The sequence below is a fragment of the Streptomyces sp. NBC_01296 genome (genome assembly GCF_035984415.1).
Lineage (GTDB): Bacteria > Actinomycetota > Actinomycetes > Streptomycetales > Streptomycetaceae > Streptomyces.
On record NZ_CP130720.1, the window covers coordinates 1,201,756 to 1,215,470 of the forward strand.

At 73.6% G+C, this 13,715-nt stretch carries 11 protein-coding genes; 9 read left to right on the top strand and 2 right to left on the bottom strand.

Features of this window, described 5'->3' with window-relative positions:
* Positions 1-130: 130 nt before the first annotated feature.
* The 5 genes from OG299_RS05800 (at position 131) to OG299_RS05820 (ending at position 5,948) form a co-directional block, all read left to right on the top strand.
* Complete coding sequence (locus OG299_RS05800; RefSeq protein ID WP_327360753.1) at positions 131-1,264, top strand: substrate-binding domain-containing protein; 1,134 nt, start codon at positions 131-133, stop codon at positions 1,262-1,264.
* 136 nt (positions 1,265-1,400) lie between these two features.
* A complete protein-coding gene (locus OG299_RS05805) occupies positions 1,401-2,726 on the top strand; it encodes an ABC transporter substrate-binding protein (protein WP_327360754.1) in 1,326 nt (441 codons plus the stop codon).
* A 401-nt stretch (positions 2,727-3,127) separates the two neighbouring features.
* Positions 3,128-3,976, top strand: a complete 849-nt coding sequence (locus OG299_RS05810) for a carbohydrate ABC transporter permease (protein WP_327360755.1) — start codon at positions 3,128-3,130, stop codon at positions 3,974-3,976.
* Positions 3,977-4,146: 170 nt separating this feature from the next.
* Positions 4,147-4,917 carry a carbohydrate ABC transporter permease gene (locus OG299_RS05815; RefSeq protein WP_266637256.1) on the top strand — a complete coding sequence of 257 codons (771 nt, stop codon included), beginning with the start codon at positions 4,147-4,149 and terminating at the stop codon, positions 4,915-4,917.
* A 44-nt stretch (positions 4,918-4,961) separates the two neighbouring features.
* Positions 4,962-5,948: a hydroxyacid dehydrogenase gene (locus OG299_RS05820; RefSeq protein WP_327364461.1), complete on the top strand. Its 987-nt coding sequence runs from the start codon at positions 4,962-4,964 to the stop codon at positions 5,946-5,948.
* On the opposite strand, the gene OG299_RS05825 is transcribed toward OG299_RS05820, so the two are convergent.
* Positions 5,936-6,757: a sugar phosphate isomerase/epimerase family protein gene (locus OG299_RS05825; RefSeq protein ID WP_327360756.1), complete on the bottom strand. Its 822-nt coding sequence runs from the start codon at positions 6,755-6,757 to the stop codon at positions 5,936-5,938. The genes OG299_RS05820 and OG299_RS05825 overlap by 13 nt on opposite strands.
* Positions 6,754-7,830, bottom strand: coding sequence for a LacI family DNA-binding transcriptional regulator (locus OG299_RS05830; RefSeq protein WP_327360757.1), 1,077 nt, complete (start codon positions 7,828-7,830; stop codon positions 6,754-6,756). Before OG299_RS05830 ends, OG299_RS05825 begins: the two co-directional genes overlap by 4 nt.
* Before the next feature lie 209 nt (positions 7,831-8,039).
* On the opposite strand from OG299_RS05830, the gene OG299_RS05835 reads away from it, so the two are divergent.
* The 4 genes from OG299_RS05835 to OG299_RS05850 all read left to right on the top strand — a co-directional run bounded on the left by OG299_RS05835 (position 8,040) and on the right by OG299_RS05850 (position 13,707).
* Complete coding sequence (locus OG299_RS05835) at positions 8,040-9,164, top strand: Gfo/Idh/MocA family protein (RefSeq protein ID WP_442817581.1); 1,125 nt, start codon at positions 8,040-8,042, stop codon at positions 9,162-9,164.
* Positions 9,161-10,324 (top strand): dihydrodipicolinate synthase family protein, encoded by a 1,164-nt coding sequence (locus OG299_RS05840; RefSeq protein ID WP_327360759.1) that lies wholly within the window; start codon positions 9,161-9,163, stop codon positions 10,322-10,324. The genes OG299_RS05835 and OG299_RS05840 overlap by 4 nt, the downstream gene beginning before the upstream one ends.
* 59 nt (positions 10,325-10,383) lie before the next feature.
* Positions 10,384-11,160 (top strand): sugar phosphate isomerase/epimerase family protein, encoded by a 777-nt coding sequence (locus tag OG299_RS05845; RefSeq protein WP_327364462.1) that lies wholly within the window; start codon positions 10,384-10,386, stop codon positions 11,158-11,160.
* 87 nt (positions 11,161-11,247) lie between these two features.
* Positions 11,248-13,707: a polysaccharide lyase 8 family protein gene (locus OG299_RS05850; protein ID WP_327360760.1), complete on the top strand. Its 2,460-nt coding sequence runs from the start codon at positions 11,248-11,250 to the stop codon at positions 13,705-13,707.
* Positions 13,708-13,715 lie beyond the last annotated feature (8 nt).

Below are 13,715 nucleotides of genomic sequence, written 5' to 3' on the forward strand. Positions count from 1 at the left end.
CACCGTCCACGCCGTCAATGACCGGTTGAACAGAAACGATCGAAACGATCGGTTCGGTTCTCTATGATGGCGGTGCAGACACGGATGCCCAGACGGACGCCGTCGGAAGACCGCAGGGGGTAGGGAAACCTTGAGACCACATGTGGACCAGCGCCAGGCGCAGGTGCTCGCGCTCGTCCGGGCACGGGGCAGCGTGCGCGTGGCGGATCTGGCACAGGAGCTGGGCGTCTCGCCGGTCACCCTGCGGCGCGACATCGAGGCGATGGCGGCCCGGGGAGAGATCCACCGGATGCACGGGGTGATCAGCCGGGTGGAGGCCGGGCGGCCCGGCGCTGCGGCGGCCTCGGCGCCGGCCCCCGGGCCCGGCGGGAGCCGGTCGCCGGCCCCGGCGGGGGCCGCGGGGCTGGTGATCGGGATGGTGGTGCCGACCACGGAGTACTACTACGCGGAAGTGGTGCGCGGAGCCCGCGAGGTGGTCGAGGCGCGGGGAGCGCGGCTGACCGTGGGCCTGACCCGGTACCTGCCCGGCGAGGACCGGACGCAGGCCGACCGGCTGCTGTCCACCGGGGCGGACGGGCTGCTGCTCACCCCGAACTGGGACGCCGGTTCGCCCGGCCCCGGGGAGGGGGCCTGGACGGCGGAGCTGCCGGTTCCGACGGTGCTGGTGGAGCGGTGGGCCCCGCCCGGGCATCCGGCCGCGGCCCTGGACCGGGTGGCCTCCGACCATGCGTACGGGGCTGCGACGGCGGTACAGCACCTGGTGGAACGGGGCCACCGGCGGATCGCGCTGGCCAGCCGTGCGACGCCGACGACGCCGCGGCTGCGGGCCGGGTACGAGGCCGCGGTGGCCGCGCTCGGACTGGAGCCGGCGCCGCCGTGGCCGACGGCCGGGCCCGGTCCGCTCTCGGACGCGGACCTGTTCGCGCGGACGCTGGACTACCTGTGCGGGGCGGTGACGGCGGGCGGGGTGACCGCGGCCCTGATCCACAGCGACACCGACGCGATCATGCTGATCCCGAGGCTCCAGGCGCGCGGGGTCCGAGTGCCGGAGGACCTGGCCGTGATCACGTACGACGACGAGGTGGCGGGGCTGGCCGACGTACCGCTCTCTGCGGTGGCGCCGGCCAAGCACGAGGTGGGGGCGCGGGCGGCGGGGCTGCTGCTGGACCGGCTGACGGCGGCGGGCGAAGGACGGGACGCGGGACGGCAGACGGGGTCGCGGCAGCATCTGGAGCTGCTGCCCCGACTGACGATCCGCTCATAAGGAACAGGAAAGGACTCTCGGACTGATCATTTCGATCGAGTTGCGCATTCGCTCTTGACGGTGTGCTCGTCCGCACAAAAGATGGGCCGCGTTCTCCCATCCGCCGCCGTCTGCGGTCGTCCGTAGGAGTCACTCCATGTCGCGCACCTTCCGTTCCTTCCGCATGCCCCGATGCGCCCTGACCGCCTCGGCCGCCTCGCTCGCCCTGCTCGCCACCGCGTGCGGCGGGGAAGCGGCACCGGGCGCGGCCGGGGCGGCCGGCGGCTCGCCGGAGCAGCCGGTCACCGTCACGTACTGGTCCTCGTCCGCGGGTGCGCAGCAGACGGCGGACGCCTTCAACCGGACGCACCCGAACATCCGGGTGCGGTTCTCGGCGGTGCCGGGCGGGCCCGACGGGGCGGCCAAGCTGGCCAATGCGGTCAAGGGCGGCAACGCGCCGGACATCGCGACGATGGACTACTCGGCGCTCCCGGAGTTCGCGAGCGGCGGGAATCTGGAGGACCTGAGCGGGACTTACGGGAAGCTCGTCTCGGACAAGTTCCCGGAGGCGGTCCAGTCCCTGGTGAAGCTGGGCGGCAAGACGTGGGCCGTGCCCTTCGACGTCACCCCGCTCGAACTCTTCTACCGGAAGGACATCTTCGACAAGCACGGGGTGGCCGTGCCGAAGACGTGGGACGAGTACAAGGCGGCCGCGGAGAAGATCCACCAGGCCGACCCGTCGGTGCGGATCACCAACTTCGGCGGCGGCGACCCGGCGGTGCTGGCGGGCCTCTCCTGGCAGGCGGGCGCCCGGTGGTACGGCACCGAGGGCGAGAAGTGGAAGGTCGCGATCAACGACCCCGCCTCGAAGAGGGTGGCGGAGTACTGGAACGGCCTGATGGCCTCGGGGGTCGCGTCGAAGACCCCGCTATGGGGCGAGGGTGAGGTGAAGGAACGTTCCTCCGGGCAGATCGCGACCGTCATCGGCGCCGCCTGGACGGCGGGCACGTTCCTCGCGAACTACCCCGACCTCAAGGGGAAATGGGGCATCGCGCCGCTGCCGACCTGGGACGGCAGGCCCGCGACCGGCATGTACGGCGGCACCTCGTACATCGTGCCGAAGGGCAGCAAGCAGACCAAGGCCGCGGCAGAGTTCATCACGTGGGTCACCACCGACCCGGAGGCGATCAAGGCCCGGCTCAGCTCGCTGAAGTCACCGAGCAGCGCCCTGCCGGCCAATGCCGAGATGCGGGCCGAGGCCGCGAAGCTGTTCGACACGACGTACTTCGAGGGACAGGACCCGTACGGCCTGGCCGGCGCCGCCGCGGACACCATCGTGCCGGGCTGGACCTGGGGCCCGGTCCACCTCCAGGTCAACTCGGCGCAGAACGCGGCCGGCCCGGACCTGGTCAAGGCCCTGGGCGAGGGCCAGTCGGCCGCCGAGAAGGCCATCAAGGACCGCGGCCTGGGCCTGGCGGGCTGATGCCCACCCCCGAGCCCCGGCCCGAGCCCCCGGAACCGACCGCCCCGGGCACAGGCTCCACCTCAGGCGCGGGCTCCACCCTGGGCGCAGGGTCCACCTCAGGCGCGGGCACCAGCCCGACCGCGGGCGCCGACGGCCCGGCGGGTGGCACAGGCGCGGGAGCGCGTATCTCGCGCGTCGAACCGGCGGGGGCCCCGGCGGCGGATTCGACCCACGGGCCCACCGGTTCGGCAGCCGGACACCGCACCGCCCAGCCGTCCCACCTCGGCCGAACCGCCGGAGGCACCGGCGTCGGCCTGCCCGCACGGGCGCCCCGACCGGCAGGCGCATCCCGCCCGGCGCAGTCACCCGGCCCCGGTCGAACCGCCGGAGGCACCGGCGCTGGGGCGGCCGCCGGGTTCATGGCGCCCTTCTTCCTCCTCTTCGCGCTCGTGACCCTCGCCCCCGTCGGGTACGCCGCCTGGCTCATCCTGTTCCGCGAGGAGCAGTCCGGCCTCGGATTCGGCGGAGCCCGGCAGGTCTTCAGCGGAATCGGGAACTACACCGAGGCCCTGTCCGATCCCCTGTTCCTGGCCTCGTTCCGCCACGTCGCCGTCTACTGCCTGCTCTACATCCCCGTCATGGTCGGCGGCGCCCTGCTCCTCGCCCTGCTGCTGGACTCCGCCCTCGCCCGTGCCCGGCGGTTCTTCCAGATCGCCTTCTACCTGCCGCACGCCGTCCCCGGTCTGATCGCCGCGGTGATCTGGCTCTACCTCTACACGCCCGGCCTCAGCCCCGTCCTCGACGTCCTCGACTCGGCCGGGATCTCCTGGAACTTCTTCGGCCGCGACGAGGCCCTGCTGTCCGTGGTCAACATCTCGGCCTGGCAGTGGACGGGCTACAACATGATCATCTTCTACGCCGGGCTCCAGGCCGTCCCCCGCGAGACCCTCGAGGCCGCCAGGATGGACGGTGCCGGAGCCATCCGCACCGCCTTCCAGGTCAAGGTGCCGAGCATCCGGCCCACCCTCGTGCTGACCGTCCTGTTCACCTGCGTCGGCGCCGTCCAGCTCTTCGACGCCCCGCAGTTGCTCCAGCTCCGGGCCACCGAGATGGGCGAGTCCTGGTCCCCGACCATGTACATCTTCAGCGCCGCGTTCAAGGGCCACGACTACGGGCTGGCGGCCGCGAGCGCGCTGCTCCTCGCCCTGGTCGCCGGCGCCGCCTCCTACCTCGTCACGAAGCTCGGCAACCGCTGGAGGTCCGCATGACCGCCTCGCTCGCCCCGGCCGAGGCCGCGCCCCCGACCCGCGGCCCTGCCTCCGGCACGGCCTCCGGCACGGACTCCGGCACGGCCCCGACCCGCCTCGCACCGAGGAGCGCCCTGCTCTCCCGTACCGCCGTCAACGCGGCGCTCCTGCTCGTCGCGGCCTACACCCTCATGCCCCTCGCCTGGCTGGTTCTGGCCGCCACCAAGAACCGCCGCGACCTCTTCGCCACCGATCCCTACGCCCCGGGGGACTTCAGCCTCCTCGCCAACCTCGGCGAGGTCTTCACGTACGACGACGGCATCTTCGGCCGCTGGCTCGCCAACAGCCTGCTCTACACCGTCGTCGGCTCCACTCTCTCGGCCCTCGTCAGCGTGGCCTGCGGCTATGCCTTCCACGCCTACGAGTTCCGGCACAAGGAGAAGCTCTTCGCCGTCGTCCTCGCCGGGATCCTGGTCCCCGCCACCGTGCTCCAGCTGCCGCTGTACCTGATGGCCTCGGCCGCCGGCGCCGTGAACACGTACTGGGCCTACCTGGTGCCCGCCCTGGTCAACCCCTTCGGGGTGTACCTGGCCCGGGTGTTCGCCGAGGGCTACGTCCCCGACGAGGTGCTGGCCGCCGCCCGCGTCGACGGGGCGGGTGAACTGCGGCTGTTCGCGCACGTGTCGTTCCCGATGCTGTGGCCGGGGTTTGTGACCATCTTCCTGTTCACCTTCACGGCCATCTGGAACAACTTCTACGGCGCGCTGACCATGCTGAACGACGAGCGGCTCTACCCCGTCAGTCTGGGCCTGTTCATGTGGAACCGCAGCGTCTACCAGCAGCCCGAGCTCTATCCCCTGGTGATCACCGGTTCACTCGTCGCCGTCGTCCCGCTCCTGCTGGCCTTCCTCGGCCTGCAGCGGTTCTGGCGCTCGGGTCTCACCGCAGGAGCCGTCAAGTGACCCACCGCCTCCTCCCCCGGCGGCGCCCCGCCACCGTGCTCGCCATGAGCCCCGGCACTCGGGCCGCCGTCCTCAGCGGCCGGATGCTGCCCGAGCTCGTCCGGGTCGCCGATGTGGACGCCGATCTGCTGCTGACCGGCTTCGACCACGACGAGCCCGAGCTCCACCGACGCCTCGCAGAGGCCGAGGTGCTGTTCACCGGCTGGGGCTGCCCGCCGCTCGATGCCGGGGCGCTGGAGCGGATGCCGCGGCTGCGCGCCGTGGTGCATGCCGCCGGCAGCGTCAAACACCATGTCACGGAGGCCTGCTGGGAGCGCGGGCTGCTGGTCTCCAGCGCGGCCGCGGCCAACGCCGTTCCGGTCGCCGAGTACACGCTCGCCGCGATCCTGTTCGCCAACAAGCGGGTCCTGGAATCCGCCCACGCCTACCGGGCGGCGCGCGGCCCGATCGACCTGCTGCGCCGCTACCCGGCCGTCGGCAACTACCACCGCACCGTCGGCATCGTCGGCGCCTCGCTCATCGGCCGCCGCGTGATGGAGCTGCTGCGCCCGTTCGACCTGCGGGTGCTCGTCCACGATCCGTACGCCGACCCCGGCGAGCTGGCCGCGCTGGGCGGGGAGTCCTGCGCGCTCGACGAACTGCTGCGCCGCAGCGACGTGGTGAGCCTGCACGCCCCGGCGCTCCCCCAGACCCGCCACCTGCTGGACGCCGCCCGGCTGGCGCTGATGCCCGACGGCGCGACCCTCGTCAACACCGCGCGGGGCTCGCTCGTCGACACCGTGGCGCTGACCGAGGAGCTGGTCGCGGGACGGCTGCACGCCGTGCTCGACCACACCGAGCCCGAGGTGCTGCCCACCGGCTCCCCGCTGTACAACCTCCCGAACGTGCTGCTCACCCCGCACGTGGCGGGTTCACTGGGCGGGGAGCTGGACCGGCTGGCGGCGACGGCGGTCGAGGAGCTGGAGCGGTACGCCATGGGCCTGGGCTTCCGCTACGCCGTCGACCGCGGGCGGCTCGCCTACTCGGCGTGAGGCGCCGCCGCCGTCGCCGTCGCCGTCGTCGCCGCCACCAGGCTCTCCAGGTGCTCCCGGCCCCGCGCGAGCTGCCCCGGCAGCTCGGCGGCGCCGGGATACCAGCGCTTCTCGTACTCCCAGCAGAGCCAGCCGTCCTGCGGTACGGCGGCCACCGCCTCGGCGAGCGGCAGCACTCCGGCGCCGAGCCCGAGGGGCGTGAGCTCCTGCGCCGACGCCACGTCCTTCACCTGTACGTAGCCCAGGTGCCGGGCCAGGGCCCGCCGCGTCTCGGCCGGGGACTCGCCGCCGAGCCAGGTGTGCAGTACGTCCCACAGCGCGCCCGCGCCGGAATGCGCGACCCGGTCCAGGACCCGCCCGGCGGCCGCTCCGGTCCGGTGCGAGTCGTGCGTCTCGAGCAGGATCCGCACCCCGAGCCGCTCGGCGAACGGCGCGGCGGCGGCCAGACGGCGTACCGCATGTGCATCGGCGACGGCCGCGGACTGCTCGGCTCCGCCGGGGAACACGCGGACGTAGGGGGCTTCGAGGTCCGCGGCGAGCCGGACCAGGCCGTGCAGTTCGGCGAGGACCGGCTCGTCCGCGCCGGGGGCGGCCACCCGGGTGTAGCCCGCGAGCCCGAGGACGCCGACCCCGGCGGCGGTGAGGGTGCGCAGACCCGCCGCGCGGTCGGCCGGCGGGCTGTCGGGGTGCAGGGGCTCCTCGGGGTGGGCGCGCAGTTCGAGGCCGTCGTAGCCGTGGGCGGCGGCGAGGGCGGCGCTCCGGTCGAGCCGCGTGCCGGGCAGGCCGAGCGTCGAGAAGGCGTACCTCACGGTCGGCCCCCGTCGGCCGGGGGCGGCGCGGTGGAGCCGCGCACCATGAGCTCGGTGGGCAGGGTGGTGATGCCGCCCGGGGGCAGCGGTCTGCGGCCGGTGACCAGCTGGGCTGCGAGTATGCCCGCCTCGCGCAGCGGCACCCGGACGGTGGTGAGCGCGGGGGCGGTGTCCACGCAGAAGGGGAGGTCGTCGAAGCCGGCGACGGAGACGTCCTCGGGGATGCGCAGTCCGGCCTCGCGCAGGGCCGCGGCCACGCCGGTGGCGACGGTGTCGTTGGCCGCGGCGACGGCGGTGAAGGGTTCTGCGCGGCGCAGCAGTTCGCGGGTGGCGTCATAGCCGGCGGAGCGCTCGAAGCCGGCGTGCACGGTGAGCGGGTCGCAGGCTGCGGGCAGTCCGGGATCGTGGCGCCGCAGCGCCTCGCGGTGTCCGCCGAGCCGCTCCCGCGTGGTGCTCAGGCCCGGCGGGCCCGCGACGTACGCGATGCGCCGGTGGCCGAGTGTCAGCAGGTGCTCGGCGAGGCGGAAGGCGCCGCCGCGGTCGTCGAACATGACGGTGACGACGGGCAGGGCGGCGGGTACGGGCAGCGGGGGCCGGCCGCACAGGACGACGGGAGCGCCGGTGCCCGCCATCCGGGTGATGCGGGCGGTGAGCGCGGCGGTGTGCCCGGGCTCCTCCACGGCGCCGCCCGTCAGGACGACCCCGCCCGCCCGCTGGCCCTCCAGCAGGGTGAGGTAGGCGAGTTCGGCCGCGGGGTCGCCCTCGGTGTTGCAGACGACGGCGAGCCGGCGGGCGTCCGATCGGCCGGCCGGGGCGAGGGCGCTCTGCAGGGATCCGGCGAGGATGCCGAAGAAGCTGTCCGCGACGTCGTGGACGAGGACGCCGACCAGGTCGGAGGTGGCGGCCGCGAGGGCGCGGGCGGGGCCGTTGGCCACGTATCCGAGCTCTTCGACGGCTTGTTCCACGCGGGTCCGGGTGCCCCCGGCCACCGGGTATCCGCCGTTGAGCACCCGCGAGACCGTCGCGGGCGATACGCCCGCGTGCGCCGCCACCTCGGCGAGAGTCACCGCCATCCTGCACCCCCTCCTGCTCGTCCCCGGTCATCGTCTCATCCGGGTGCGGATCTCCATACTCCACGATTCAGAAAGCGCTTTCCATCACTCGAACGATTGTTGCGCCGCCACTGATTCCGACCCTAGCCTGATGTGAGTGAAAGCGCTTTCTATCGGACGACGAGCTTGAAGGAGGGGACACCGTGGAGCGCAGGAAGATCAAGATCGCCATGAACGGCGTGACCGGGCGGATGGGGTACCGCCAGCATCTGGTCCGCTCGCTGCTCGCCCTGCGCGAGCAGGGCGGGCTGGATCTGGGCGACGGCAGGGTGCTGTGGCCCGAGCCGGTGCTGGTCGGGCGCCGGGAGCCGGCGCTGCGGGCCATCGCCGAGGAGCACGGACTGGAGCACGTCAGCACGGACCTGGCTGCCGTGCTGGCCGACCCCGAGGTCGAGATCTACTTCGACGCGCAGGTCACCGGAGCCCGCGCGGCCGCGGTCCGGCAGGCCGTGGCGGCGGGCAAGCACGTGTACTGCGAGAAGCCGACCGCCCTGACCTTCGCGTCCTCACTGGAGCTGGCCCGCCTGGCCTCGGCGGCCGGGGTCAAGCACGGCGTGGTCCAGGACAAGCTTTTCCTGCCGGGTCTGCTGAAACTGAAGCGGCTGATCGAGGGCGGCTTCTTCGGGGAGATCCTTTCCGTGCGCGGGGAGTTCGGGTACTGGGTCTTCGAGGGGGACTGGCAGCCCGCCCAGCGGCCGTCCTGGAACTACCGGGCGCAGGACGGCGGGGGCATCGTCGCCGACATGTTCCCGCACTGGGAGTACCTGCTGCACGAGCTGTTCGGCCGGGTCCGGACGGTGCAGGCCCTGGCCCGTACGCACATCGGCCGCCGCTGGGACGAGGAGGGCAAACCGTACGAGGCGACGGCGGACGACGCCGCGTACGGAGTCTTCGAGCTGGAGGGCGGCGCCGTCGCGCAGATCAACTCCTCCTGGGCGGTGCGGGTCCACCGGGACGAACTGGTGGAGTTCCAGGTGGACGGGACGCACGGGTCGGCGGTCGCCGGGCTGCGCGGCTGCCGCATCCAGCACCGCGGGGCGACGCCCAAGCCGGTGTGGAATCCCGATCTGCCGCAGACGGAGTCCTTCCGCACCCAGTGGCAGGAGGTCCCGGACAACTCGCCCTTCGACAACGGCTTCAAGGCGCAGTGGGAGCTGTTCCTGCGCCATGTCGTGCTCGACGAGCCCTGGCCGTGGGACCTGCTGGCCGGTGCGCGCGGGGTGCAGCTCGCCGAGCTGGGGCTGCGGTCCTCGGCGGAGGGCCGGCGGCTGCCGGTGCCGGAGGTGGTCCTGTGAGCATCCGGCTCCCCTCGGCGGACGGCGGGTACCGCCTGCACCGGCCTTGTACCGATCCGCTCGCGCCGCTGGTCTGCGGTCCGGCGCGCAGCCGCAGGTTCTATGCGGCCGCGCATGTGGTCGCGGATCCCCTCACCGCCTCGGCGCAGGCCGGTCCGGTGGTGGACTGGGAGGCGACGCTGGCGTTCCGGCACCGGCTGTGGGCGCAGGGCCTCGGGGTCGCCGAGGCCATGGACACGGCGCAGCGCGGGATGGGCCTGGACTGGCCGACCGCGGCGGAGCTGATCCGCCGGTCGGCCGCCGAGGCCCGGGCGGTGGGCGGCCGGATCGTCTGCGGCGCGGGCACCGACCAGCTCGCCTCGGGCGGCGGGCACTCGCCGGCCGCGATCACCGCCGCGTACGAGGAACAGCTCGCGCACATCGAGGCGTGCGGGGCAGGTGCCGTACTGATGGCCTCCCGGGCCCTGGCGGCCGCGGCGCGCGGCCCGGAGGACTACCTGGAGGTGTACGGCAGACTGCTGCGGCAGAGCGCCCGGCCGGTCGTACTGCACTGGCTCGGCCCGATGTTCGACCCGGAACTGGCCGGGTACTGGGGGCACGCCGACCTCGACGCGGCCACCGAGGTGCTCCTGAAGATCATCGCTGACTGCCCGGAGAAGGTGGACGGGGTCAAGGTCTCGCTGCTGGACGCGGAGCGGGAGCGGGACATCCGGCGCAGACTCCCGGCGGGCGTCCGTTGCTACACGGGCGACGACTACCACTATCCGGAACTGATCGCCGGGGAGGGGGCCGGAGATCTGGCGAGCGATGCCCTGCTGGGCATCTTCGACCCGATCGCCCCGCTGGCCGCCCGTGCTGCGCTCGCCCTGGACCGGGACGATCCCGCAGGGTTCCGGGAGCTGCTGGATCCGACGGTGGCGCTGTCGCGGCACCTGTTCGCCCCGCCGACCCGCTTCTACAAGACGGGGGTGGTGCTGGTGGCCTGGCTCGCGGGGTACCAGGAGCACTTCACGATGGTGGGCGGGCTGCAGTCGGCCCGGCCGCTCCCCCATCTGGCCACCGCGTACGAACAGGCCGATCTGCTGGGTCTGTTCCCCGATCCGGAGCTCGCCGAGGCGCGGATGCGCCGGCTCCTCGCGGTGTACGGGGCGGCGTCGTGAGCCGGAGGCCGGCCCCGGCCCGGTTCAGCCTCAACCAGGAGACGGTCCGGCAGTGGTCGATGCCCGAGCTGGTCGCCGGGTGCGCGGAGGCCGGGGTGGGCGCCGTCGGGCTGTGGCGGGATCCGGTCCGGGAGTTCGGGCTGCGCGAGACGGCCAAGCTGGTCGCCGGGGCCGGGCTGCGGGTCAGCTCGCTGTGCCGCGGCGGGTTCTTCACCGCCGCCGATCCGGCGGGGCGGGCGGCGGCCCTCGAGGACAACCGGCGGGCCGTGGAGGAGGCGGCCGAGCTGGGGGCCGACGTGCTGGTCCTGGTCTCGGGGGGCCTGCCGGAGGGCGACCGGGACCTGGTGGGGGCGCGGCGGCGGATCGCCGACGTCCTGGGCGAACTGGCCCCGTGGGCCGCCGCGCACGGAATACGGCTCGGGATCGAGCCCCTGCATCCGATGTTCGCCTCGGACCGCTGTGTGGTCTCCACCCTCGGCCAGGCGCTGGACATCGCCGAGCAGTTCCCGGCGCGGCAGGTGGGGGTGGTCGCCGATGCGTACCACCTGTGGTGGGACGAGCGGCTGCCGGCCGCTCTGCGCCGGGCGGGTGCGGGTGGGCGCATCGTGTCGGTCCAGGTCGCCGACTGGGTGACCCCGCTCCCCGAGGGGGTGCTGCTGGGCCGGGGGCAGCTGGGCGACGGCTGCATCGACCTGCGGGCGTTCCGGGAGCTGGCGGACGAGGCCGGCTACCGGGGCCCGGTGGAGGTGGAGATCTTCCATACGGGTCTGTGGAAACGGGACGGCGCCGAGGTGCTGAGGGAGGTGATCGACCGCTACCGCGAGCACGTGGCGTGAAGCAGGCCGAGGGCAATGGACGGGCCGGCCGGGGCCGGTACGGGAATCGGCACGGGAATCGGTACGGGATCGGACAAGGAGCAAGCGATGACAGACGTGTGGAGTCGGCGTGCCTTCCTCTCCGCCGCGGGCGGGGGTGCGCTCCTGGTGGGAGCGCCCGCCGCACGGGCGAGCGCCGCGCCGGCGGACGGGGTCCACGACGCGATGAGGGCGGTGTGGCGCGGTCTCTTCCTGGGCGGTGACATCCCGGCCGCGGCCGAGCCGTTCCGCTCGAGACTCGCCGATCTCGGCGCCCTGGCCGGCGGATGGCGCTCCGCCATGGCGCCGGCGGCCGGCTCGCTCTGGCCCGACCTGGGGTACGGCACCGACCCCGAGATGATGATGCAGAGTCACTACCGGCTGCGGACGATGGCGGAGGCCTACGTCCGGCCCGGGACCGGGCTCACCGGGGACGGCTCTCTGCGCGCGGCACTGCTGGCCGGGCTGGACCATCTGCACGCGGACGTCTACCACGCCGGCCAGGTGCGGTACGGCAACTGGTACTGCTGGCAGATCGGCGCCCCGCAGGCCCTGCTCGACCTGTGCGTGCTGCTGTACGAGGAGCTGCCGGCCGCCCGGCTCGCCGAATCGTGTGCGGCCGTCGACCACTTCGTCCCCGACTCTGCCGTCGGCTCGTACACCGGGACCAGTACGGGTGCGAACCGGGTGGACCTGTGCCGGGTGCTGGCGCTGCGCGGCGTGGTCGGCGGGGACCCGGCGAAGATCGCCCTGGCCCGGGACGCGCTCGGGCCGGTGTTCCCGTACGTCACCGCGGGCGACGGGCTCTACCGGGACGGGTCGTTCGTCCAGCACACGTGGGTGCCCTACACGGGGACGTACGGGGCGGTGCTGCTCGGCGGGCTGGGGATGCTGTTCGCTCTGCTGAAGGGCACTGCGTGGCAGGTCACGGATCCCGGGGCGCAGATCGCCTTCGACGCGGTGGAGCGGGCCTGGGCGCCGTTCCTGTTCAACGGGCTCGTGATGGACGCCGTGTCGGGGCGGGCGGTGAGCCGGGGTCTGATGGTCGCCGATCCGCGGCAGGTCCAGCAGGACGACCATGCCCGGGGGCATGCGGTGCTCGCGGCGATCCTCCTCCTCGCGGAAGGTGCGAGCGCCGCCGAACGGGCGCGCTGGCGGGGGCTGGTGAAGGGCTGGACGGCCCGGGACCACTACAGCCGCCCCCTCGCGGACACAACGCTCGCGCTGTCCTCCCTCGCCCGGCTGGCGGAGGTCGAGTCCGACGCGTCGGTCACGGCGCTGCCCGAGCCGGTAGGGCACAGGCTGTTCGCGTCCATGGACCGGGCCACGCACCGGCGGCCCGGCTGGGCGGCGTCGCTGTCCATGGCCTCGAAGCGGATCGCCCACTACGAGACGGGCAACGGGGAGAACCTGCGCGGCTGGCACACCGGGAGCGGGATGCTCTCCTGGTGGGGGGCCACGTACGGCAACGGCCAGTACTCGGACGCCTTCTGGCCCACGGTGGACCCGTACCGGCTGCCGGGGACCACCGTGTCGCGGAAGGTGCTCGCCGACGGGGCGGGCGGCGACTGGGGGGCGTCCCGGCCCGATGCGGCCTGGGTGGGCGGGACGACCGACGGGGAGTTCGCCTCGGTGGGCCAGCACCTGCGGGGCCTGGGCAGCACGCTCACCGCCCACAAGTCCTGGTTCTTCCTCGACGACACGATCGTCTGCCTGGGCGCCGGCATCCGCTGCACGGACGGGGCCGCGGTCGAAACGGTGATCGACAACCGCAATCTCGGCGCCTCCGGCACACATGCGCTGACCGTGGGCGGTGCGGTCCAGCCGGGCGCCCTCGGCTGGTCGGCGGCCTTCCCCTCCCCCGGCTGGGCGCACCTGGCGGGCTTCGGCGGATACGTGATGTCGGGCTCGGGGTCGTTCAAGGCCCTGCGGGAGGCACGCACCGGCCGGTGGAGCGACGTCAACCGGGGCGGGTCCGCCACGGCCCTGACCCGGCGCTACCTCACCCTCTGGTACGACCACGGCACGGCCCCGGCCGGCGCCGGGTTCGTCCACCAGGTGATGCCGGGGGCGACGGCCGCCCGGACCGCCGCCCGGGCGGCTGCTCCGGGGTGGCTCTCCGTGCTCGCCAACTCGGAGACGGCCCAGGGCGTCTCGGTGCCGTCGCTGGGCTTCACCGGGGTCAACTTCTGGCAGGCCGGGTCGGCCGGTCCGCTGGAGGCGGGAGCACCCTGTTCGGTCACGGTGCGGGAGAGACCGGACGGAACGGCCGCCGTCTGCGTCTCGGACCCGGCCCGGGTGCTGACCTCGCTGACCGTGGTGTGGAACCGGCCCGTCGCGGCGGTGCTGACCCGGCCGTCGAGTCTGGTGTCGCAGGCCACCGGTGCGCAATTGCGGCTCGGCTTCGGCGACCTCACCACGGCGGCGGGTGCCGGCCAGGAGGTGGTGGTGCGGCTGGGATCGGCCACTTCGTCGACAGCGGTGGCGCAGGGCCGGGCCGGTATCAGAGGGGAGCCAAGCGTGACATAACGTGCCCT